25 protein-coding genes, 1 tRNA gene and 1 riboswitch are annotated in these 21,416 nt (G+C 71.1%); of the genes, 7 read left to right on the forward strand and 19 right to left on the reverse strand.

Annotated elements, in window-relative coordinates; translation table 11 throughout:
* Window positions 1-24: 24 nt before the first annotated feature.
* From I3F54_RS11330 to I3F54_RS11345, 4 genes are all read right to left on the reverse strand, one after another.
* Complete coding sequence (locus I3F54_RS11330) at window positions 25-726, reverse strand: DUF1707 domain-containing protein (RefSeq protein ID WP_240118559.1); 702 nt, start codon at window positions 724-726, stop codon at window positions 25-27.
* Between the two features lie 32 nt (window positions 727-758).
* Window positions 759-1,913 (reverse strand): ATP-binding cassette domain-containing protein, encoded by a 1,155-nt coding sequence (locus tag I3F54_RS11335; protein ID WP_275675995.1) that lies wholly within the window; start codon window positions 1,911-1,913, stop codon window positions 759-761.
* Between the two features lie 8 nt (window positions 1,914-1,921).
* Window positions 1,922-2,686 carry an ABC transporter permease gene (locus I3F54_RS11340; RefSeq protein ID WP_240118624.1) on the reverse strand — a complete coding sequence of 255 codons (765 nt, stop codon included), beginning with the start codon at window positions 2,684-2,686 and terminating at the stop codon, window positions 1,922-1,924.
* A gap of 127 nt (window positions 2,687-2,813) precedes the next feature.
* Window positions 2,814-3,614, reverse strand: coding sequence for an ABC-2 family transporter protein (locus I3F54_RS11345; RefSeq protein ID WP_240118561.1), 801 nt, complete (start codon window positions 3,612-3,614; stop codon window positions 2,814-2,816).
* Between the two features lie 359 nt (window positions 3,615-3,973).
* Here I3F54_RS11345 and I3F54_RS11350 point away from each other — a divergent pair, with 359 nt between their 5' ends.
* Window positions 3,974-6,403: a transglycosylase domain-containing protein gene (locus I3F54_RS11350; protein ID WP_240118562.1), complete on the forward strand. Its 2,430-nt coding sequence runs from the start codon at window positions 3,974-3,976 to the stop codon at window positions 6,401-6,403.
* Window positions 6,404-6,461: 58 nt separating this feature from the next.
* On the opposite strand, the gene I3F54_RS11355 is transcribed toward I3F54_RS11350, so the two are convergent.
* The 3 genes from I3F54_RS11355 to I3F54_RS11365 all read right to left on the reverse strand — a co-directional run bounded on the left by I3F54_RS11355 (window position 6,462) and on the right by I3F54_RS11365 (window position 7,744).
* Window positions 6,462-6,782, reverse strand: coding sequence for a multidrug efflux SMR transporter (locus I3F54_RS11355; protein WP_240118563.1), 321 nt, complete (start codon window positions 6,780-6,782; stop codon window positions 6,462-6,464).
* Window positions 6,783-6,813: 31 nt separating this feature from the next.
* Window positions 6,814-6,884: riboswitch (guanidine-III (ykkC-III) riboswitch) on the reverse strand.
* A 109-nt stretch (window positions 6,885-6,993) separates the two neighbouring features.
* Window positions 6,994-7,350, reverse strand: a complete 357-nt coding sequence (locus tag I3F54_RS11360; RefSeq protein ID WP_110628446.1) for a co-chaperone GroES — start codon at window positions 7,348-7,350, stop codon at window positions 6,994-6,996.
* Between the two features lie 64 nt (window positions 7,351-7,414).
* Window positions 7,415-7,744 carry a DUF3618 domain-containing protein gene (locus tag I3F54_RS11365; RefSeq protein WP_240118564.1) on the reverse strand — a complete coding sequence of 110 codons (330 nt, stop codon included), beginning with the start codon at window positions 7,742-7,744 and terminating at the stop codon, window positions 7,415-7,417.
* A 94-nt stretch (window positions 7,745-7,838) separates the two neighbouring features.
* Between I3F54_RS11365 and bcp the strand changes: the two genes are divergently transcribed.
* The gene (bcp, locus tag I3F54_RS11370) at window positions 7,839-8,306 is read left to right on the forward strand and encodes a thioredoxin-dependent thiol peroxidase (protein ID WP_240118565.1); all 468 of its coding nucleotides are present in this window, start codon (window positions 7,839-7,841) and stop codon (window positions 8,304-8,306) included.
* 451 nt (window positions 8,307-8,757) lie between these two features.
* Here the strand turns inward: bcp and I3F54_RS32045 are convergent, their stop codons facing one another.
* Window positions 8,758-8,880, reverse strand: coding sequence for a hypothetical protein (locus I3F54_RS32045; protein ID WP_275675997.1), 123 nt, complete (start codon window positions 8,878-8,880; stop codon window positions 8,758-8,760).
* Between the two features lie 164 nt (window positions 8,881-9,044).
* On the opposite strand from I3F54_RS32045, the gene I3F54_RS32365 reads away from it, so the two are divergent.
* The gene (locus I3F54_RS32365) at window positions 9,045-9,437 is read left to right on the forward strand and encodes an HNH endonuclease (protein WP_240118566.1); all 393 of its coding nucleotides are present in this window, start codon (window positions 9,045-9,047) and stop codon (window positions 9,435-9,437) included.
* An 18-nt stretch (window positions 9,438-9,455) separates the two neighbouring features.
* A tRNA-Leu gene (locus I3F54_RS11380) sits at window positions 9,456-9,540 on the forward strand.
* Window positions 9,541-9,684: 144 nt separating this feature from the next.
* On the opposite strand, the gene rdgB is transcribed toward I3F54_RS11380, so the two are convergent.
* From rdgB to I3F54_RS11400, 4 genes are all read right to left on the reverse strand, one after another.
* Window positions 9,685-10,287, reverse strand: coding sequence for an RdgB/HAM1 family non-canonical purine NTP pyrophosphatase (gene rdgB, locus I3F54_RS11385; protein WP_240118567.1), 603 nt, complete (start codon window positions 10,285-10,287; stop codon window positions 9,685-9,687).
* 326 nt (window positions 10,288-10,613) lie between these two features.
* On the reverse strand, window positions 10,614-11,024 hold the full coding sequence (locus tag I3F54_RS11390; protein WP_240118568.1) for a hypothetical protein: 411 nt from the start codon (window positions 11,022-11,024) through the stop codon (window positions 10,614-10,616).
* A 111-nt stretch (window positions 11,025-11,135) separates the two neighbouring features.
* The gene (rph, locus tag I3F54_RS11395; RefSeq protein WP_240118569.1) at window positions 11,136-11,882 is read right to left on the reverse strand and encodes a ribonuclease PH; all 747 of its coding nucleotides are present in this window, start codon (window positions 11,880-11,882) and stop codon (window positions 11,136-11,138) included.
* Between the two features lie 97 nt (window positions 11,883-11,979).
* Window positions 11,980-12,213 (reverse strand): glucose PTS transporter subunit EIIB, encoded by a 234-nt coding sequence (locus I3F54_RS11400; RefSeq protein ID WP_205383999.1) that lies wholly within the window; start codon window positions 12,211-12,213, stop codon window positions 11,980-11,982.
* Window positions 12,214-12,412: 199 nt separating this feature from the next.
* Between I3F54_RS11400 and I3F54_RS11405 the strand changes: the two genes are divergently transcribed.
* Entirely contained in the window at window positions 12,413-13,720 is a 1,308-nt protein-coding gene (locus tag I3F54_RS11405; RefSeq protein WP_240118570.1) for a PTS transporter subunit EIIC, read from the forward strand.
* 180 nt (window positions 13,721-13,900) lie between these two features.
* Window positions 13,901-15,205 (forward strand): PTS transporter subunit EIIC, encoded by a 1,305-nt coding sequence (locus tag I3F54_RS11410; RefSeq protein ID WP_240118571.1) that lies wholly within the window; start codon window positions 13,901-13,903, stop codon window positions 15,203-15,205.
* Window positions 15,206-15,321: 116 nt separating this feature from the next.
* Here the strand turns inward: I3F54_RS11410 and I3F54_RS11415 are convergent, their stop codons facing one another.
* Window positions 15,322-16,074, reverse strand: coding sequence for an MBL fold metallo-hydrolase (locus I3F54_RS11415; RefSeq protein ID WP_240118572.1), 753 nt, complete (start codon window positions 16,072-16,074; stop codon window positions 15,322-15,324).
* 234 nt (window positions 16,075-16,308) lie between these two features.
* Here I3F54_RS11415 and I3F54_RS11420 point away from each other — a divergent pair, with 234 nt between their 5' ends.
* Entirely contained in the window at window positions 16,309-16,764 is a 456-nt protein-coding gene (locus I3F54_RS11420) for a type II toxin-antitoxin system PemK/MazF family toxin (RefSeq protein WP_240118573.1), read from the forward strand.
* A gap of 242 nt (window positions 16,765-17,006) precedes the next feature.
* Here the strand turns inward: I3F54_RS11420 and I3F54_RS11425 are convergent, their stop codons facing one another.
* The 6 genes from I3F54_RS11425 to I3F54_RS11445 all read right to left on the reverse strand — a co-directional run bounded on the left by I3F54_RS11425 (window position 17,007) and on the right by I3F54_RS11445 (window position 21,246).
* Window positions 17,007-17,489: a hypothetical protein gene (locus I3F54_RS11425; RefSeq protein WP_240118574.1), complete on the reverse strand. Its 483-nt coding sequence runs from the start codon at window positions 17,487-17,489 to the stop codon at window positions 17,007-17,009.
* 198 nt (window positions 17,490-17,687) lie between these two features.
* Window positions 17,688-18,638 carry a PLP-dependent cysteine synthase family protein gene (locus I3F54_RS11430; RefSeq protein ID WP_240118575.1) on the reverse strand — a complete coding sequence of 317 codons (951 nt, stop codon included), beginning with the start codon at window positions 18,636-18,638 and terminating at the stop codon, window positions 17,688-17,690.
* A 6-nt stretch (window positions 18,639-18,644) separates the two neighbouring features.
* Complete coding sequence (locus I3F54_RS11435; RefSeq protein WP_205384006.1) at window positions 18,645-18,923, reverse strand: MoaD/ThiS family protein; 279 nt, start codon at window positions 18,921-18,923, stop codon at window positions 18,645-18,647.
* An 88-nt stretch (window positions 18,924-19,011) separates the two neighbouring features.
* A complete protein-coding gene (locus tag I3F54_RS32510) occupies window positions 19,012-19,107 on the reverse strand; it encodes a putative leader peptide (RefSeq protein ID WP_374205901.1) in 96 nt (31 codons plus the stop codon).
* Window positions 19,108-19,261: 154 nt separating this feature from the next.
* Window positions 19,262-19,684, reverse strand: coding sequence for a Mov34/MPN/PAD-1 family protein (locus I3F54_RS11440; RefSeq protein WP_240118576.1), 423 nt, complete (start codon window positions 19,682-19,684; stop codon window positions 19,262-19,264).
* Between the two features lie 134 nt (window positions 19,685-19,818).
* Window positions 19,819-21,246: an amino acid permease gene (locus tag I3F54_RS11445; protein ID WP_240118577.1), complete on the reverse strand. Its 1,428-nt coding sequence runs from the start codon at window positions 21,244-21,246 to the stop codon at window positions 19,819-19,821.
* Window positions 21,247-21,416: the final 170 nt, after the last annotated feature.

The raw sequence follows: 21,416 nt of genomic DNA on the forward strand, positions 1-21,416 counted from the left end.
GCCTTCGACGCCCCGACCGCAGGCTCAGCGCTCCTCGCGCCGGCCCTCCTCCAGTTCCCTGCGCCGCTCCTCCTCCAGCTCCCGGCGCCGCTCCTCCTTCAGCCGCCGCTTCTCCGAGCGCGGGAGCTTGCGTTCGACACCGACCCCGCCCCAGAACGCGAAGCCCGTGACGACGACCCGCGGAGCGCCGGGCTCGCCGGGGACGCCGGTCTCGCGCTGGTCGAAGCCGCCCATGACGCCGACCCCGCGGACGACGACCTCGACCCCCGGCGGCACGACGACCTGCAATCCACCCATGATCGCGACGCAGTTGATCACGACCTCGCGGTCCGCGAAGTTCGCCTCGCGCAGGTCGATCTCGCCGCCGCCGCAGAAGGCGAAGCAGTTGAAGCGGCGCGGGACCGTCCACCGGCCCCGGCGCTGGAAGCCGGACAGCACGGCCACTCCCCACGCCGAGGTGCCCTCGCCACCGACGATGCGCCCCGCCCAACTCCCGGCCGGTTCGGTCTCCTTGGTCATCGACACGGCAGGCGCCCCGGACGCCGGCAGGTCCCGGGTGAGCGGCGTCAGGTCACCGTAGGTGCGCGCCCGGTACGCTGCGTCCAGCCGCTCCTCGAACTCGGCCATGTCGAGCCGCCCCTCGGCGAGGGCGTCCCGCAGGACGTCGGCGACCCGTTCGCGGTCGGCGTCGGAGGCACGGAGTTCCGGGACTGCGTCGTCGCTCATGCCAGCAGCCTACGAGTTCACCGCCCCGGGCACTACGCGATCGACGTCGGCGGCCGGGAGACGGCACGGCCCCCCTGCCCCGCGTACATCCGCGCGATCACCGCCTCGATGTCCGGCTCCCGCACCGACAGGTCCACCAGCGGGTACTCCGCCGCGATCCGCGCCACGAGCGGGGCCGCCGACATCGACGCCGGGAAGGCCAGCCACTGCCGCGGCCCCTCCACCTTCACCACACGCGCCGGCGCCGGAGCGTCGACCGGCGGGAGTTCCCGGGCCAGGTCCACCACCAGGGTCCGCTCGCTCTCCCCCGCCCCGTGCAGGCCGGCGAGCGGTCCGTCGTACACCAGACGGCCGTGGTCGATCACCATCACCCGGGAGCACAGCTGCTCGATGTCCTGGAGATCATGGGTGGTGAGCAGGACCGTCGTGCCGCGCTCGTCCCGCAGTTCCCGCAGGAAGTCCCGCACCCTCGCCTTGGAGATCACGTCCAGGCCGATCGTCGGCTCGTCCAGGTACAGCACCTCGGGATCGTGCAACAGCGCCGCCACGATGTCCCCGCGCATCCGCTGCCCTAGCGACAGCTGCCGCACCGGAGTGTCCAGCAGGCCACCCAGATCGAGGTGTTCGACGAGCCGGTCGAGACGGGCGCGGTAACGGGCGTCGGGAATCCGGTACATCCGGCGCATCAGCCGGTAGGAGTCGATCAACGGCAGGTCCCACCACAGCGTCGTGCGCTGGCCGAACACCACCCCGATGCGGTGCGCGAGACGGGTCCGCTCACGGGAGGGCTCGATGCCCGCCACCCTCAACCGGCCCCCGCTCGGCGTGAGGATGCCGGTCAGCATCTTGATCGTCGTCGACTTGCCGGCGCCGTTCGGCCCGATGTAGCCGACCGTCTCGCCGCGGGCCACGGTGAAGGAGAGACCGTCCACCGCCCGCACCCGCCGCCGCTCACGCCTCAGGAAGCCCGTCCTGCGGCGCACCTCGAAGACCTTCTCCACACGGTCCAGCTCGATGAACGCGCCGTCCGGCGACCCGCCCCGCGCCCCACCGCCCCGTCGCACTTCTCCGGCAGCGCTCTCAGGGCCACCACGCGCAGCGCCCTTCGCACCGCAGCCCGCACCACCCGCCGACCTGCCGCCCGCGATGCCGTCGGCCGCGCCGCCCGGTCCACCGTCCACCGCCATGACTCCCCTCAGCTCCCCGTACTCCGATACACCCGCAGCCCCGCACGCCACGCCAGCCCCGCGAGCACACAGCAGACGGCCGCCACCACGGGCGGCGCGAACGCCGCCCAGACCGGCAGGCCGAGCGGATACGGCCGCCCCAGCACATAGGCGCCGGGCACCCAGTTGACGAAGGCGAGCGGCAGCACGAACGTCACCCCCCGCACCAGGTCCTTGCCGAACACACCCGGCGGATACTGCAGCAGCGTGGTGCCGCCGTACGTGAACGCGTTCTGCACCTCGGCCGCGTCCTGCGCCACGAACTGGAAGGCCGCTCCCGCCGTGAACAGCGCGCAGAAGATCACCGCACCGCTGACCAGCATCACCGGCATCAGAAGTACCCTGGCCGCCGTCCAGTCGATGTCGGCCCGGAGCAGGCCGTACGCCAGCACCAGCACGGCCTGGGTGATCCGTCCGAGCCGGCGCAGCGCGAAACGGTCGGCGGCGACCTGCGCCAGCACCGGCGCGGGCCGCACCAGCAGCGTGTCGAAGGAGCCGTCCCGCATCCGCGCGCCCAGCACGTCCATCGAGCCGAACGTCAGGTCGGAGATCCCGAACGCCGTCGCCGACAGCCCGTACAGAAAGGCCACCTCGGGCAGGCTCCACCCGGCGAGCGAGTCGACCTGCGAGAACATCAGCACGAGCGCGACGAAGTCCAGCCCGGTCACCAGCAGGTTCCCGAACGCCGTGAGCACGAAGGACGCCCGGTACGTCATCGCCGACCGCACCCACATCCCGGCGATCAGCCCGTAGACCCGCACCCCCTCCGCGAGCCGGGAGAACACCGCCGGCCGACGGGCCGCCCGCCCCGAAAGGACCGGCCGGGCCGTCACCGGCCCGCGGCCCTCCGGCGGGCCCGCCTCACCCACCCTGCACCACCACCCGCCGCGTCGCCGCTGCCTGCACCAGCCGCCCCGCCACCAGCAGGGCTACCGCCCACGCCACCTGGAACCCGTACGCCGCGACCGGCGCCGTCCTCCCCATTAGCACGTCCGCCGGCACCTGCAGCTGCACCGCCCACGGCAGCGCCCGGACGACGTCACCGAGCACACCGGGGAAGGCGTTGAGCGGCAGGACCATGCCGGAGCAGAAGATCCCCAGCACCATCACGGCCTGGTTGACCCCCGTCCCGTCCATGAGCCAGAACACGCTCAGGGCGGCCAGGTAGCGGATCCCGAAACTGACCACCATCGCCGGCGGCAACGCCACCGCGAACGCCGCCCACGCGAAGGGGTCGTCCGGCAGCGCCATGTCGAACACCAGCGCGCCGAAGACGAACGGGACCACCCCGCGGCCCAGGATCTGGAACACCGCCCGGCCCATGTCGCCCGCCAGCCACCACAGTTGCAGATCGGCCGGCCGGTACAGGTCGACGGCGATCTCGCCCGTGCGGATACGCGCCATCAACTCCTTCTCCACACCGCCGCCCTGGAGAGCGAGGGTCGAGTAGAGGGCCTGGCCGAGCCACACGTAGGTGACGGCCTGCGCCTGGTCGTAGCCGCCCAGGTGCGGCTTCTCGTCCCACAGCGCGAGATACGTGTAGACGAGGATCAGCCCGAAGACCGTGTTGGTGAACACCCCCGCGGCCGTGGCCACCCGATACGTCGCGTACCGCCGGAACCCGCCCACCGCGACGGCCAGGTACAACCGCCCCGCTCCCACAGCCCCCGCCCCTCCCGGCCCGCCGGCACCGAAGCGCAGGAGCCTAGCCGCCGGGCACCCGGTCCGCCACGCCTTTTCCGTCCCCCGGCCCCGCGTCCCCCGCGCCCCCTCCCCGGCACCTCCGAGGCACTTCCGAGGCACTTCCGAGGCGCCTCGCACCGCACGTCCCACGGCCGAGCGGGGTGCTTCCCGGCGCCGCCCCGCGTCCTTGTGGCCCGCCGCGCGTTCTCAGGGCGACACGTGCCGGATTCCGGGAACGGTTCACCCGGCACGAGAGTCTTCAATGGGGGGAGTGGGGCGCACAAGGCGCAACGAGGCGTACGGGAACGTACGACGCGAAACAGGAGTCCGTGCACGAGATGAGCGACGAGCCGCAGCCACAGCAGCCGACCGACGGCGGGGCGGAAGGAGAGCCGACGGCGGCCGACGACGGGGGTGGGAAGAAACCAGGACGCCCCAAGCGCACCGGCTGGCGGCGGCTGCTCCCGACCTGGCGCATGGTGCTCGGCACCTTCGTCATCGGCACCCTGCTGCTCATCGGCCTGTTCTTCCTCGGCTACTCGATGGTGAAGATCCCGCCGGCCAACGCCCTCGCCACCAAGCAGTCCAACGTCTACCTGTACGCGGACGGCACCGAGATCGCCCGCGACGGCGAGGTCAACCGGGAGAACGTCACCCTCGCCCAGGTCTCCAAGGACGCCCAGCACGCCGTCCTGGCCGCCGAGGACCGCGACTTCTACTCCGAGTCCGCCGTCGACCCCAAGGCGATGCTCCGCGCCGGCTGGAACACCGCCACCGGCAAGGGCAGACAGTCCGGCTCCACCATCACCCAGCAGTACGTCAAGAACTACTACCTGGGCCAGGAGCAGACGGTCACCCGCAAGGTGAAGGAGTTCTTCATCGCGATCAAGCTCGACCGCGAGAAGACCAAGGACGAGATCCTGCAGGGCTACCTCAACACCAGCTTCTTCGGCCGCAACGCCTACGGCATCCAGGCCGCCGCCCGCGCCTACTACGGCGTCGACGCCATCGACCTCACCCCGGCCCAGGGCGCCTACCTCGCGGCGCTGCTGAACGCGCCCAGCGAGTACGACGTGGTCGCCCACCCGGAGAACAAGGCCACCGCGCAGGCCCGCTGGAACTACGTCCTCGACGGCATGGTCAAGCAGGGCTGGCTGAGCCGGGCACAGCGCACCGGACTGGAGTTCCCGATGCCGAAGGAGGCCACGTTCTCCACCGGCCTGTCCGGGCAGCGCGGCTACCTCCTCGACGCGATCAAGGACTACCTCTACGAGAACAAGATCGTCGACGCGGACGAGCTGCGGGCCGGCGGCTACCGCATCACCACCACGCTCGACAAACGCAAACAGGACGCCTTCGTGAAGGCCGTCGACGACCGGCTGATGTCCAAGCTGGACCCGAAGACCCACCCGCGCGACCGCTACGTCCGCGCCGGCGGCGCCGCCGTCGACCCCAGGACCGGCAAGGTCCTCGCCCTGTACGGCGGCATCGACTACGTCAAGCAGTACACGAACAACGCCACCCGCGGCGACTTCCAGGTCGGCTCGACGTTCAAGCCGTTCGTCTTCACCGCGGCCGTGGAGAACGGCTCCACCACCCAGGACGGCCGCACCATCACCCCCAACACCTTCTACGACGGCACCAGCGGCCGCCCCGTCGAGGGCTGGAACGGCGGCGTCTACGACCCGCAGAACGAGGACGAGGTCTCCTACGGCCCCATCACCGTCCGCGAGGCCACCGACAAGTCGGTCAACTCCGTGTACGCGCAGATGGCCGTCGACGTCGGCTCCGGCAAGGTCAAGCAGACCGCGATCGACCTCGGCATCCCCGCCGACACCAAGTCCCTCGTCTCGTCCCCGTCCGTCGCACTCGGCGTGGCCAACGCCAGCGTGCTGGACATGGCGGAGGCCTACGCCACCCTCGCCAACCACGGCAAGCGCGGCACGTACACGCTGGTCCAGCGGATCACCAGGAACGGCCGGGACGTCGTCGTGCTGCCCAAGGCCGAGCCCCACCAGGCCGTCAGCCGCGAGGCCGCCGACACCACCACCGCCATCCTCCAGAGCGTGGTCGAGAACGGCACCGCCACCGCCGCCCAGGCCGCCGGCCGACCCGCCGCCGGCAAGACCGGCACCGCCGAGGAGGACACCGCGGCCTGGTTCGCCGGCTACACCCCCGACCTCGCCACCGTCGTGTCGGTGATGGGCCAGGACCCGGACACCGCCGCGCACAAGTCGCTGTACCGGGTCATGGGCCTGCCGCGGATCAACGGCGGCGGGGCGCCCACCGAGATCTGGGCCCAGTTCACCAAGGAGGCCCTGAAGGACACCCCCGTGAGCGACTTCGACCTGGAACTGGAGGAGGGCGCCGACGAGGTCCAGGAGCCACCCGCCACCGATTCCGGCGGCGACCAGGGGAACGACACCGGCGGCCGGGAGGACAACGGCACCACCGGCGACACCACCACCGGCGAACCGACCCCGGGGCGGACAGAGAACGCCACCCAGGGCGGCACCGACGGCACCGCCACCGGGGCCACCACCGACGGCGGGGCCACCACCACCGACGGCGGCGCGACGATCGACGGCACCACCGGCGGGACCACGACCGGCGGCACCACCACCGGCGACACCACCGGCGGATTCACCCTCGGCGGGACCACCGGGGACCCCACCGGCGACCCCACGACCGGCGGCACGACCGGCGGCACGACCACCGGCGGAACCACGACCGGAACGACACCCGGCCCCGGCGGAACGCGCACCTGAGCGCCCCCGCCGCCACCCGGTGCCCGCCGGGCCCCGTACGGCCCCGGCGGGCACCGGGTCAGTGACCGCCGGTCACCTTCAGCCCCACGACGGCGACCAGCAGCAGACAGACGAAGAAGATCCGGGCGGCAGTGACCGGCTCACCCAGCACCGCCATGCCGACCACCGCCGCACCGGCCGCCCCGATGCCCACCCACACGCCGTAGGCCGTCCCGATCGGCAGTGAGCGGGCGGCGCACGACAGCAGCACCATGCTCACGACAATGCCGGCGCCGGTGAACACACTGGGCGCCGGACGGGTGAACCCGTCGGTGTACTTCATGCCGATCGACCAGCCGACCTCGAGCAGACCGGCGACGACGAGCAGGATCCAGGCCATGACGGACACCTCCGCACCACGGGGAACAAGGGGTGCGTCGTCTTTGCCTGCGACATCCCGGTACGGCGCGTCTCGTCGGGCTTCCCCCCGACGGTAGCAAGCTCGCCGCGCGACGCGGGCGCCCGGAGCAGCCGGACAGCAGAAAGGGGCCGGTGACGTCGCTCACCAGCCCCTTCGGCACCGGGCGATCACCGGTACCGCAACCACTGCCTCACAGGTACAGGCCCGTGGAGTCCTCCGACCCCTCGAACCGGTCCGCGGCCACCGCATGCAGGTCGCGCTCGCGCATGAGCACGTAGGCGATCCCCCGCACCTCGACCTCGGCACGGTCCTCCGGGTCGTACAGGACCCGGTCGCCCGGCTCCACGGTCCGTACGTTCTGCCCCACCGCGACGACCTCGGCCCACGCCAGCCGACGGCCCACGGCCGCGGTGGCCGGGATCAGGATGCCGCCACCGGAACGCCGCTCGCCCTCGCTGGTGTCCTGCCGCACGAGGACGCGGTCGTGCAGCATGCGAATGGGCAGCTTGTCGGGATGGGTGCTGTGCTCGTTTCTGTTGGCGCTCACACCACTGAACCTACCTGCCGGAAGCGGATCCGTCCGGAGCCGGGGTCGGCCCGTCCGGACCGGCTCAGCGCCGACGGCGCCGCATGCCCACGACGAGCAGGCCCACCACCCCGACGGCCAGCAGCGCCACCGGCACGACCCGCTCCATACGGGGTGCCCCGTCCTCGTCCGTGAGCTGCGCCCTCACCTCGCTCACGGCCCGGTTGACCTGCACATAGGCCCTCCCGACCGTGTGGTCGACATGGGAGACGACCTTGGCCTTCGCATCCCCGACGATCGTTTTCGGGTGCACCCGCACCCCGATCTCGTCGAGCGTCTCGGCCAGCACGTCACGGCGGCGCCTGATGTCCGCCTCGATCTGCGCCGGGGTTCTGGTGTCCGACGTGTCCGCCACCGTTCGGCCTCCGAAGTCAATCCGATGCTGTTCCGGACAGTCTGTCAGCTCTCGGCCCCGCCGCACCGCCGGGACCCCCGGTTACGCTGGACCGATGAGCGAGCGACTCCAGCCCGGGGACGTGGCCCCCGCCTTCACCCTGCCCGACGCCGACGGCCACGAGGTCTCCCTGTCGGACCACAAGGGCCGCAAGGTCATCGTCTACTTCTACCCGGCAGCCCTGACCCCCGGCTGCACGAAGCAGGCCTGCGACTTCACCGACAACCTCGACCTGCTGGCCGGCGCCGGCTACGACGTCATCGGCATCTCCCCCGACAAGCCGGAGAAGCTGGGGAAGTTCCGCGAGAAGGAGGACCTGAAGGTCACCCTCCTCGCCGACCCCGGCAAGGAGACCCTCGAAGCCTACGGCGCCTTCGGCGAGAAGAAGCTGTACGGCAAGACCGTCGTCGGCGTCATCCGCTCCACCGTGATCGTCGGCGAGGACGGCAAGGTCGAGCGCGCGCTGTACAACGTGAAGGCGACGGGCCACGTAGCCAAGATCATCAAGGACCTGGGCATCTGACCCCTCTCCCCCTCCCCGGCCGGGCGTGCCCCTCCCCCCTCCGCATCGTTACTCCGTGCGAGGGGGGAACACCCGGACGATCGGAGGGGGAAATGAGCCGTACCGGCGCCTACGCCCGCGAGACCTTGGCGACCGCGGTGAGCGCGTCGCGGAGCTGGAACGAGTTGATGCGCCGCCTCGGGCTCCGACCCAGCGGCGGTCAGCGACGGGTGCTCCAGCAGAAGGTCGCCGGGTACGGCATCGACACCGGGCACTTCCGGCGGCAGGCCGCACGGCGCCGCTACCCGGACAGCGCGATCGCCGAGGCGGTCGCGTCGTCCACGACCCTGCGCGAGGTCGCCCTCCGGCTGGGCGCGACCCCGGCGAGCGGTACCCTCGCCCACCTGCGCCGCCGGATCGAGGCTGCGGGCATCGACGCCGGTCACTTCCCCGGCCTCACCCGGTCGGCGGTCTACCTGCCCTTCACCGACGAGGAGCTGAGGACCGCCGCCGCCAGCGCGGACAGCGTCCGCGGCGCGGCGCGCACGCTCGGCGTTCCGGACGACGGGCGGTCCAGGGCAGCCCTGGGCCGCATGCTCAGGCACCGGCGGATCGACACCACGCACTTCCGGCACGGCAGGCCGGCCCTCCCGGACGACATCCTGCGCACCGCAGTGCGCTCCGCCCACAGCTACGCGGACGTCATGCGCGCCATGGGACTGCGTCACGCACACGAATCACCGCAGAATCCGGCGCAGGGTGGCGCAACTCGGCCTCGACATCGACCATTTCACGCGGCGCCCCCGGACTGCGGCGCCCACCGTGGTACCGCGCCCGCGTGCCGACGGCGTACTCGTCGTCCTGCCGTCCGGATCGGCACGGCCCAAGCGGGAGCGACTGCACGCGGCCCTCGCGGAGCGGGGCGTGGCGTACGCGTGCGTGTCATGCGGAAACCGCGGCGAGTGGCTGGGGCGGCCGATCACACTGCACATCGACCACATCGACGGCGACCGGCTCGACAACCGCATCGGGAACCTGCGCTACCTCTGCCCGAACTGCCACGCCCTGAGGGCAACATGGTGCCGCAGGAACACCCGGCGCACCGAGCACGGGAGCCCCCGTACACTGTGGGCAGAGGGCGGCACGGAATGATCCGTTGTCCGCTTTGGGGCGGTCGTGGCGAAATAGGCGATACGCGCGGGTTTTAGGTGCCCGTGGGAGCAATCCCGTGTGGGTTCGAGTCCCACCGACCGCACCGTTCGCACTTCGAGGGTTCGATCCGCGTGGCACACGGATCGAACCCTCGCCTCGCTCACCGGACCCCACGCGCAACCGCCCCGCCCGGGGCCGCACTGGCAGCGGGCCGGCGGCGGGACCGCGGGACGGCGCCCGCGCCGGTTCAGCCGAGGAGTTCGCGTACCGCCGGGGCCAGGGCGCGGAAGGCGCGGCCCCGGTGGCTGATGGCGTTCTTCTCGTCCGGGGTCAGTTCGGCGCACGTGCGGGTCTCCCCGTCCGGCTGGAGGATCGGGTCGTAGCCGAAGCCGTTGGTGCCGGCGGGCGCTCTGCGCAGGGTGCCGGGGAGGCGGCCCTCGACGACCCGTTCGGTGCCGTCGGGGAGGGCGAGGGCTGCGGCGCAGGCGAAGTGCGCGGCGCGGTGTGCGTCGGCGATGTCGGAGAGCTGGGCGAGCAGGAGGTCGAGGTTGGCCCGGTCGTCGCCGTGGCGGCCGGCCCAGCGGGCGGAGAAGATGCCGGGGGCGCCGCCGAGGACGTCCACGCAGAGGCCGGAGTCGTCGGCGATGGCGGGCAGGCCGGTGGCGCGGGCGAGGGCGTGCGCTTTGAGCAGGGCGTTCTCGGCGAAGGTGAGGCCGGTTTCCTTGACGTCGGGGAGGTCGGGATAGGCGTCGGCGCCGACGAGTTCGTGCGGGAGTCCGGCTTCGGCGAGGATCGCCCTCAGCTCGGTGATCTTTCCGGTGTTGCGGGTGGCGAGGATCAAGCGGGTCATGGCGTCCAGTATCCCGGCTCGGTTCGCGGGGCCGGGGCGCCGGGCGCTTCCGGTGCATCTTGAGGGGGTGCCGGGGAGGTCGTCCGGGAGCGGCCCGGGGGTGGTCCCGGGGGTGGCGGCAGTGGCGGCGCCCGCCCGGGGGCCCCTCGGTGTCCGGTGGCGTCCGTGTGCGGGATCCACGAGGCGGGGCGCGTCGTACCGGGCGTACGTGGCGGTGCCGGACGCCGTGGCGAGCGTGCGCGCGGGGCGCCCGGGGCCGGCCGCGCGACTCCGCCCTCGGGCGGACGCGCTCTCCGGTGTGGGCCGGGCGTCCCGGGTCAACCGACCTAGGGCGTGCAGACCTTGGTCAGTTCACCGGCGGCGTCGGTGACGGGGCCGACGTCGGGGTTGGTGTCGCCGTCGCGGACGGCGGTGCGGACGTTGTCGACGGCTTTGCCGAGGTCGTCCACGGCCTTGTTGACGTCGGCGTTGTCGGTCCTGTCGCCGATCCTGTCGAGGTCGGTGTCGATGGCGGCGAGGGACTCGTCGAGCCGGGTGGGGTCGTCGGCGGTGTTCTCGGCGGCCTGCTGGAGCCGGGTGACGCTGTCGGCGATGGCGTCGGCGGTCTGGACGCAGTCGAGGGCCTTGTCGACGGCGTCGCAGCCGGTGGTGAGGCCGACGGTGAGTGCGGTGGCTGCGACGGCGGCGGCGACGCCGGTGATGCGGCGGCCTCGGCGTGGGCGTCGGCTCGCGGCCATGGCTGTGTTCCCCTCCCCTTGGGCAGGCCTCCCGGGCCCGTGTCGTCACCGTTGAGGACGCGAACGGGGGCGGCACGGTTGCCCGTGCCGCCCCCGGTGCCGGGGGGCGCCCTACGGTTCGCGGACGGTGTCGAGTGCGGTGCGCTGTGCTGCGGCGAGTTCGGTGCAGCCGGAGACGGCGAGGTCGAGCAGGGCGTTGAGTTCGTCGCGGGCGAACGGCTCGGCCTCGGCGGTGCCCTGCACCTCGACGAAGCGGCCGTCGCCGGTGCAGACGACGTTCATGTCGGTCTCGGCGCGGACGTCCTCCTCGTAGCAGAGGTCGAGGAGGGGGATGCCGCCGACGATGCCGACGGAGACGGCGGAGACGGTGCCGACGAGGGGCTGGCGGCCGGGTTTGATCAGCTTCTTGGCCTGGGCCCAGGTGACGGCGTCGGCGAGGGCGACGTAGGCGCCGGTGATGGCGGCGGTGCGGGTGCCGCCGTCGGCCTGGAGGACGTCGCAGTCGAGGACGATGGTGTTCTCGCCGAGGGCCTTGCAGTCGAGGACGGCGCGCAGGGAGCGGCCGATGAGGCGGCTGATCTCGTGGGTCCGGCCGCCGATGCGCCCCTTGACGGATTCGCGGTCGCCGCGGGTGTTGGTGGCGCGGGGGAGCATGGAGTACTCGGCGGTGACCCAGCCCTCGCCGCTGCCCTTGCGCCAGCGCGGGACGCCCTCGGTGAAGGAGGCGGTGCAGAGGACCTTCGTGTCGCCGAAGGAGACGAGGACGGAGCCTTCGGCGTGCTTGCTCCAGCCGCGTTCGATGGTGACCGGGCGGAGCTGGCCGGGGGTGCGGCCGTCGGTTCGAGGCGTTGAGGACATGGCGTCGAGCCTAGCCGTAGCGGCGGAAGGGGCCCTTCCCTTGGTGGGAAGTGCCCCTTCCGGGTGAGGTGCGGGCCGTGGTGGGGCCCGCGGCGGCTCACATCATGTCTTCGATCTCCGCGGCGATGGGGTCGGCGTCGGTGCCGATGACGACCTGGACCGCGGTGCCCATCTTGACGACGCCGTGGGCGCCGGCGGCCTTCAGGGCGGCCTCGTCGACCAGGGAGGCGTCGTTCACTTCGGTGCGCAGGCGCGTGATGCAGCCCTCGATCTCGTCGATGTTCTCGATGCCACCGAGCCCGGCGACGATCTTCTCAGCCTTGCTGGCCATGTTCCGTCTCCCTGAAATCCCTGGTGCGACGCGCTGAGTCGCAGTAGTCGCAGTAACCCACAGTTGGCCCAGCTTCGCGAGCGGTCATGCTGTGTGTACCGAATGATGGCGCTCACGACGGCGGAACCGAACCGCTTGCCGACTGGTCTACACCAGCTGCCGGACGGTCGCCAAATACGGCCCTGCGCGGAGGATGCCGATGAGTGCCGAGAGTGCTGCCGAACGTCCCGGGAGCGGTGTACGGGAGCGCTGGGGGCATTTCTTCCAGGGTCTGCAGAAGATGGGGCGGAGTCTGCAGCTGCCGATCGCGGTGCTGCCCGCGGCGGGCATCCTGAACCGGCTGGGGCAGCCGGACGTGTTCGGGGACGACGGGCTGGGGTGGACGGACGTCTCGAAGGTGATGGCGGGCGCGGGCGGGGCGCTGCTGGACGGTTCGCTGGGGCTGCCGCTGCTGTTCTGCGTGGGTGTGGCGATCGGGATGGCGAGGAAGGCCGACGGGTCGACGGCGTTGGCGGCGGTGGCGGGTTTCCTCGTCTACTACAACGTGTTGCACCAGTTCCCCGAGGACTGCCCGGAGGGTTCGACGGCGGTGGCCCAGGTCGGCTGCCAGGTGACGGAGACGGGGGGTGGGGTGACGCCGTTCACGTTCCAGAACCCGGGGGTCTTCGGGGGGATCGTGATGGGGCTGCTGGCGGCGTATTTCTGGGCGCGGTTCCATCGGACGAAGCTGGTGGACTGGCTGGGTTTCTTCAACGGGCGGCGGTTGGTGCCGATCCTCATGGCGTTCGTGGCGATCGGGTTCGCGGCGCTGTGCCTGTGGGTGTGGCCGCCGATCGGTGACGGTCTGGAGAGTTTCAGTCAGTGGCTGCGGGACGCGGGGCCGTGGGGTGCGGGTGTGTTCGGGGTGGCGAACCGTGCGCTGCTGGTGGTGGGACTGCATCAGTTCCTGAACGTGCCGATCTGGTTCCAGTTCGGCAGTTACACCAAGCCGGACGGCACGGTGGTGCACGGTGACATCAACATGTTCCTGGCGGGGGACCCGGATGCGGGTCAGTTCACGTCGGGCTTCTTCCCGATCATGATGTTCGCGTTGCCGGCGGCGGCGTTGGCGATCACGCACTGTGCGCGGCCGGAGCGGCGCAAGGCGGTGGGCGGGCTGATGCTGTCGGTGGCGCTGACGTCGTTCGTCACGGGGATCACCGAGCCGATCGAGTACTCGTTCCTGTTCGTCGCTCCGCTGCTGTATGCGGTGCATGCGTTGCTGACGGGTGTGTCGATGGCGGTGACGTGGGGACTGGGGGTGCACGACGGGTTCAGCTTCTCGGCCGGTTTGATCGACTACGTCATCAACTGGAACCTGGCGACCCGTCCGTGGGCGATCGTCCCGATCGGGCTGGGCTTCGCGGCGGTCTACTACCTCGTGTTCCGCTTTGCGATCATCCGGTTCGACCTGAAGACCCCCGGCAGGGAGCCGGAGGGTGAGGTCGAGGACGTCACAAGGGCCTGATGGCGCAGGGGTTTCGGGCCTTCGGACCACGGGTCCGGGGGCCCTTCGTCACGTTTCGGGAACGGCACGCGCCGTAGCGCTCCGGTTGCGATTTTGACGGGTTCCTTACGGCACCTTCATCGTGTTACAACAGGTCTACACCACTGAGTGGTGTAGACCACCACCCGATGGAGGAAGTCTATGAGCACCGCCACCGCATCGGCGGCCCCCGCAAAGAAGCGGGGATCCGGCCTGTTCCAGGGCCTGCAGAAGGTCGGCCGCAGCCTCCAGCTCCCCATCGCCGTCCTGCCGGCGGCGGGCATCCTGATGCGCCTGGGCCAGCCCGACGTCCAGGAGAAGCTGCACCTCCCCCAGAACGTCGCCAAGGTCTTCGCCGGCGCCGGCGGTGTCCTGTTCGACAGTTCCTTCGGCCTTCCCCTGCTGTTCTGCATCGGCGTGGCCATCGGCTTCGCGAAGAAGGCCGACGGCTCGACGGCGCTGGCCGCCGTGGTCGCCTTCCTCACCTACTACGCGGTGATCCACCAGTTCCCGATCAAGGACGGGCACGAGGGCGCCACGTACACACCGACCGGGCTCGGCGGCGGCTTCTGGCAGAAGGGTACCGAAGCGGCGCAGGTCGCGAGCTTCCAGAACCCGGGTGTGCTCGGCGGCATCATCATCGGCCTGCTGACCGCCGTGCTGTGGCAGCGCTACCACCGCAAGAAGCTCGTCGACTGGCTGGGCTTCTTCAACGGCCGTCGGCTCGTGCCGATCATCACGGCCGGCGTCGGCGCCGCGCTGGGTGTCCTGGTGGTCCTCGGCTGGCAGCCCATCGGTGACCAGATCACCAACTTCGGCGAGTGGATGACCGGCCTCGGCGCCGGCGGCTCGGCCCTGTTCGGTCTGATCAACCGCGCGCTGATCCCGATCGGCATGCACCAGTTCGTCAACTCCGTCGCGTGGTTCCAGATCGGTGACTTCACCAACTCCGCCGGCACCGTCTTCCACGGCGACCTGCCGCGCTTCTTCGCCGGTGACCCGGACGCCGGTATGTTCATGACCGGCTTCTTCCCGATCATGATGTTCGGTCTGCCGGCCGCCGCATTCGCCATCGCGCACTCGGCCCGCCCCGAGCGCCGCAAGGCCGTGATGGGCATGATGATCTCGCTGGCCCTGACCTCGTTCGTCACCGGTGTCACCGAGCCGATCGAGTTCTCGTTCATGTTCATCGCCCCGCTGCTCTACGCGATCCACGCGGTGCTCACCGCGGTGTCGATGGCCGTCACCTGGGCCCTCGGCATCCACATGGGCTTCAGCTTCTCGGCCGGTCTCACCGACGTCCTCATCAACTGGGGCATCTCCACCAAGCCCTGGCTGATGATCCCCGTCGGCCTGATCTTCGGGGCGGTCTACTACGTGGTCTTCCGCTTCGCGATCACCAGGTTCAACCTCCCCACCCCGGGCCGCGAGCCCGAGGAGGAGCTCGAGGACCTCACCAAGGCGTGAGCCGGTCCTGAGAACCAGACGAAGGCCCCCGGAGCCGGGCACGCCCGAGCCCCAGGGGCCTTCGTCATGTCGCTCGGCGCCGCCCTCCGAGCGGGGCGCCACCCGCGTGAAGCAGGCTAGATCTCGTACGTCGCCCCCGGCGCCGCCAGGTCCACCGGACCGTCGAACACCGCCCGTGCGTCCGCCAGGTTGACCTGCGGGTCGGTCCACGGGGGGACATGGGTGAGCACCAGGCGGCGGGCTCCGGCCCGGGCCGCCGTCTCCCCCGCCTCGCGGCCGTTGAGGTGGAGGTCGGGGATGTCCTCCTTGCCGTGCGTGAAAGCGGCCTCGCACAGGAAGAGGTCGGCGTCCCGCGCGAGGTCGTCCAGCACGGAGGTGACGCCCGTGTCGCCCGAGTACGTCAGGGTCCTGCCGCCGTGCTCGATCCGGATGCCGTACGCCTCCACCGGGTGGGCCACGCGTTCGGTGTGCACGGTGAACGGGCCGATGTCGAAGGTGGACGGCTTGACCGTGTGGAAGTCGAAGACCTCGCTCATCGAGGAGGCCGACGGGGTGTCCGCGTAGGCCGTGGTCAGGCGGTGCTCGGTGCCCTCGGGCCCGTAGACCGGGAGGGGGGCGCACCGGCCGCCGTCGTAGCGGTAGTAGCGCGCCACGAAGTACGCCAGCATGTCGATGCAGTGGTCGGCGTGCAGGTGGCTCAGGAAGATCGCGTCGAGGTCGTAGAGACCGCAGTGGCGCTGCAGCTCGCCGAGGGCGCCGTTGCCCATGTCGAGAAGCAGCCGGAAGCCGTCGGCCTCGACGAGGTAGCTCGAGCAGGCCGATTCCGCGGACGGGAATGACCCCGAGCAGCCGACGACGGTGAGCTTCATGGAGCAGAAACCTCCGTTGGCGGAAGACGAGACAAGGGGGGCGTCAGGGGTCGTGCGGTTCGTCGAGCGTAAGGCGCAAAACCCCCGGTCGCTCCTCCGCCAAGGGCTGTTGTGGGCGAACTCACCTGCGCTGTCACCGGTTCGGCTGGACGTGGGGTGTGGACGGCGGACGCACCGTCGCACGAAGTGAGGAGAGGGCGCGCAGCGCCGATCGCGCGCCGGTAACGTCATCGTATGGACACGTCCTGGTGGCTGGCGCTCGCGGCGGTGGTGCTCCTCGCACTGGCCGCCGTTCTCGTCGACGGATGGGGCCGGTCGCCGCGGCCCCCCAACGGCGGGTGGCGGGCTCGCACGCCGGTGCGGAGAACGGCGCGCGGGGCGCGGCCGGAGCCCGCGGAGATCTGGTGGGCGGACGTGCCGTTCGAGGACGGGCCGGGTCGCAAGGACCGGCCCTGTCTGGTGCTTTCGGTGCGGGGCGGCCGGGCGGTGGTCGCGAAGATCACCACGAGGTACCGCGACGAGCGGGCGGGGGTGATCCCGCTGCCGCCGGGTGCCGTGGGCGACGCGCGTGGCCGGGCGAGCTTCCTGGAGACCGACGAGCTGCGGGAGGTGCCGGTGAGCGGCTTCCGCCGGCGGGTGGGCGTGGTGGACCCGGTCCTGTGGGACCAGGTGCGGTATCTCGCGGACTAGTGCCGCGGCAGGCAACGTTCGCCCGTCAAGTCGCGGCGTCCGGTGCGTGCTCCCGGCGCGCCGACCGGAAGTCCTCGTACTGGGCGTACTCGGGCTTTCGGCCGGTGCGGCCGGAGTGCGTGCCGGGCGGCACGACGCGGCGAACGTTGCCTGTTGCGGCACTAGGGGGTGTTTGTCCCGGCAGGTTGGTGACGCTGCTGTCCGGTGTGTGGCCGTCGCCGGGGTGCCCTGCGCCCGCGCGGTCAGCGGACGGTCACGGTGACCGACCAGGAGCGGAGTGCGTGGCAGTGCGCGTGCTGGGACTGCGAGGCACAGACGGGGCGCGCCGAGGTCAGCCGGGCGGTGCCGGGCGCCACGGCGCGGAAGGCGGCGACGGCGTCCCCGGGGAGGATCACGATGCCCGCGTTGACGGGCTCCAGGACGTCCCCCGAAGCCTCGACGGGCGACCAGGGGCGTTCGCTCGTGCCGTCCAGGGTGAGCCGGACATCACCGCCGCGCACCAGGCAGACCGTCGCTCCGTCGTCGTCCTCGGTGAGCTGGACGTGGCGGACGCAGCCGTCACCCGGGGTCGCGGACGGCGAGGGTGCGGACGACGTCGGCGAGAATGCGGACGGGGAACCGCTGCCGGACGTGCCGGTCCCGTCCTGCGTGCCGCAGGCCACGAGGGACAGGGCCGCCGCGGTCACCGCGGCGGCGGTCGTCCGCCGGAACGTGGTACGGCGCATGGCGTCCGCCTTTCAGCAGGGTCGGTGCGGGGACGGCGGGGCTGTGCGGTCCCGCCGGCCGTCGCTCTTCACCTGTATGACGTTCCCCGGGCGCCGCGGGATCCCCGCCCGGGGACAGCAAAAGGCCCCGGCCGGTGGAGCGGCTGGGGCCCGGGGAGGTACGGAGGGACCGGGGGGACGGTCGGTGGGACGGAGGGGCTACGCCCAGAGCTGGCCCTGGAGCGTCTCGATGGCCTCTTCGGTGGTGGCCGCGGTGTAGACGCCGGTGGACAGGTACTTCCAGCCGCCGTCGGCCACGACGAACGCGATGTCCGCGCTCTCGCCCGCCTTGACCGCCTTGCGGCCCGCGCCGATCGCCGCGTGCAGGGCGGCACCGGTGGAGACGCCCGCGAAGATGCCCTCCTGCTGGAGAAGCTCCCGGGTACGGGTCACGGCGTCGGCCGAGCCGACCGAGAAGCGGGTGGTGAGGACGGTGGCGTCGTACAGCTCGGGCACGAAGCCCTCGTCGAGGTTGCGCAGGCCGTAGACCAGGTCGTCGTAGCGCGGCTCGGCGGCGACGATCTTCACGTCGGGCTTGTGCTCGCGCAGGTAGCGGCCGACGCCCATCAGGGTGCCCGTGGTGCCCAGGCCCGCGACGAAGTGGGTGATCGAGGGCAGGTCCGCCAGGATCTCCGGGCCGGTCGTCGCGTAGTGGGCACCGGCGTTGTCCGGGTTGCCGTACTGGTAGAGCATGACCCAGTCGGGGTGCTCGGCGGCCAGTTCCTTGGCGACGCGGACGGCGGTGTTGGAGCCGCCTGCGGCCGGGGACGAGATGATCTCCGCACCCCACATGGCCAGCAGGTCCCGGCGCTCCTGCGAGGTGTTCTCGGGCATCACGCAGACCATGCGGTAGCCCTTGAGCTTGGCCGCCATGGCCAGGGAGATGCCGGTGTTGCCGGAGGTCGGCTCCAGGATCGTGCAGCCCGGGGTCAGGCGGCCGTCCTTCTCCGCCTGCTCGATCATGTAGAGGGCCGGGCGGTCCTTGATCGAGCCGGTGGGGTTGCGGTCCTCCAGCTTGGCCCAGATGCGGACGTCCTCGGACGGCGACAGGCGCGGCAGGTGCACCAGGGGGGTGTTGCCTACCGCGTCCAGCGGGGAGTCGTAGCGCATGAGTGATCAGACCATGCCGCCGGCCACGGCCGGCAGGATCGTGACGTTGTCGCCGTCGGTGAGCTTGGTGTCGATGCCGTCGAGGAAGCGGACGTCCTCGTCGTTCAGGTAGACGTTGACGAAGCGGCGCAGCTGCTCGCCGTCCACGATGCGGGCCCGGATGCCCGCATGCCGGGTGTCGAGGTCGGTGAACAGTTCGGCGAGGGTCTCGCCTTTGCCCTCCACCGCCTTCTGACCGTCGGTGTACTGGCGGAGGATGGTGGGGATGCGGACCTCGATGGCCATGGGTCAGGGCTCCTGTCGGAAGGATTGGTCGGGTCTGTGGGCGTGCAGCGGCGCGCGACGGCTCAGGGCCGTAGGGTGGCAGGAAGTGTCAACAGATGGCGCTGTTCAGCCGGCACAGGTCGACGTGCAGCCGCGCCACGAGCAGCATGCCCGGCGCATTTTCGCTCACGTCGTACAGAACCATGGGTTCATCGTATCGATTCCCGGTCCGGCTCCCGGAGTGTGATCCCATATCCCGGACGACAGCCGCCCGGAATGTGAGATCGCCTGATAGGGGTGCGATCGGGGGGACATCGGGCGGCCAGGGTGCCGGACGGGATCCCGGCCCGCGGCGCCGTTCAGTACGACTCCACCACCGCGACCTCCTCCTCCTCGACCGCCCCGGCCGCGATCCGGAAGGAGCGGAACTGGAACTCGCCGAGTCCGTCGGTGTCGGCGGTGGACACCAGCACGTAGTGGGCGCCGGGTTCGTTGGCGTAGGAGATGTCCGTACGGGAGGGGTGGGCCTCGGTCGCGGTGTGGGAGTGGTAGATCACCACCGGCTCCTCGTCGCGGTCGTCCATCTCGCGGTACAGCCTGAGCAGGTCGCCCGAGTCGAACTCGTAGAAGGTGGGCGACATGGCCGCGTTCAGCATGGGGATGAAACGCTCGGGGCGGTCCGAGCCCGCCGGGCCCGCGACGACGCCGCACGCCTCGTCGGGGTGGTCCTTGCGGGCGTGGGCGACGATCTGGTCGTAGAGGGCCTGGGTGATGGTCAGCATGTCCGTCAGGATAAGCAGAAGGGCCGTTCCGTACCGAGGAGTGGTACGGAACGGCCCATATGCCGGACACCCCGAGCGGCAGCCGGAGAGGAGGCCACGAGTACCCCCTCCGGCCGGGCGCCCTTCGGGGGTGGTCAGCCGACCTTCTCCAGCACGGGCTCCTCGGCGCGCCGGGTGATCCGCGGGTTGCGGGCCTTCAGCACGGACCAGCCGACGCCGAGGGCGATCGCCCAGACGGCCATGACGTACAGGCAGGTGCGCGCGTCGCGGTCGTAGGCGATCAGGCAGGTGACGAAGAGCAGGAACACGATGGCGATCCAGCTGCACACCGCGCCGCCCGGCGCCGGGAAGGAGGAGGCGGGCAGCCGGCCTGCCCTGACCGCGCGGCGGTACAGGACGTGGCTGACGAGGATCATCAGCCACGTCCAGATGCCGGCCGCGGTGGCGACGGAGGTGACGTAGCCGAAGGCCTTCTCCGGGACGACGTAGTTGAGGAGCACGCCGATGCCCATGAAGGCGACCGAGACGGTGATGCCGAGCGCGGGGGTCTTGGTGGCGGACAGCCTGCGGAAGGCCGCGGGCGCCTCTCCGTTGTCGGCGAGGGTGCGCAACATGCGGCCGGTGGAGTACATGCCCGAGTTGCAGGAGGACAGGGCCGCGGTGAGCACGACGAAGTTGACGACGCCCGCCCCGGCCGGGATGCCGATCCTGGCGAAGGCGGCGACGAAGGGGCTCACACCGGGTGCGAACTCGGTCCACTTCACCACGCACAGGATCACGGTGAGGGCGCCGACGTAGAACAGGGCGATGCGCCACGGAAGGGTGTTGATGGCCTTGGGGAGGGTCTTCTCGGGGTGCTCGGACTCACCGGCGGTGACGCCGACCAGCTCGACGGCGAGGTAGGCGAACATCACGCCCTGAAGGGTCATCAGGGAGGAGCCGACACCCTTGGGGAAGAAGCCGTCGAAGGCCCAGAGGTTGGAGACCGCGGCGGTGTCGCCCGCGGAGGAGAAGCCGAAGGTGAGCACTCCGAGGCCGATGACGATCATGCCGAGCAGTGCGGTGACCTTGACCATCGAGAACCAGAACTCCAGCTCGCCGAAGAGCTTCACGGAGATCAGGTTGGCCCCGAAGAGGATCACCAGGAAGACGAGGGCGGTCACCCATTGCGGGACCGCCGGGAACCAGTAGTTGACGTAGATCGCGGTGGCCGTGAGTTCGGCCATGCCGGTGACGACCCACATCAGCCAGTACGTCCAGCCGGTGAAGTAGCCGAAGAACGGGCCGAGGAACTCGCGGGAGTACTCGGCGAAGGAGCCCGAGACGGGACGGTAGAGCAGGAGCTCGCCGAGCGCCCGCATGATGAAGAAGATGATCACGCCGGCGAGGGCGTACATGAGGATGAGGCTGGGTCCGGCCTTGGCGATGTTCGCGCCGGCGCCCAGGAAGAGGCCGACGCCGATCGCGCCGCCGATCGCGATCATCTGGACCTGGCGGCTGCCGAGCCCGCGCTCGTAGCCCTCCTCGGGGGTGGCCCCCTGGTCGACCTGCTGTGAGGTCATGCTGGTGGTGCGCCTTTCTCCATACCGGCCCCGGCCTGTGGTCGGCCCCGGACCGGTTTCCGTTCCCCCCGGACTGATGGAGCTGGGCGAGCCGTGCGGGCTCGCCCGTGCCTGGCCGGCGGTCACCGGCTCGGTGGCGCACCCGCCGGACATATGGGTGGTGCGCGGCG

The organism is Streptomyces sp. MUM 2J, assembly GCF_022414535.1.
In the GTDB taxonomy this organism is placed as follows: Bacteria; Actinomycetota; Actinomycetes; order Streptomycetales; family Streptomycetaceae; genus Streptomyces.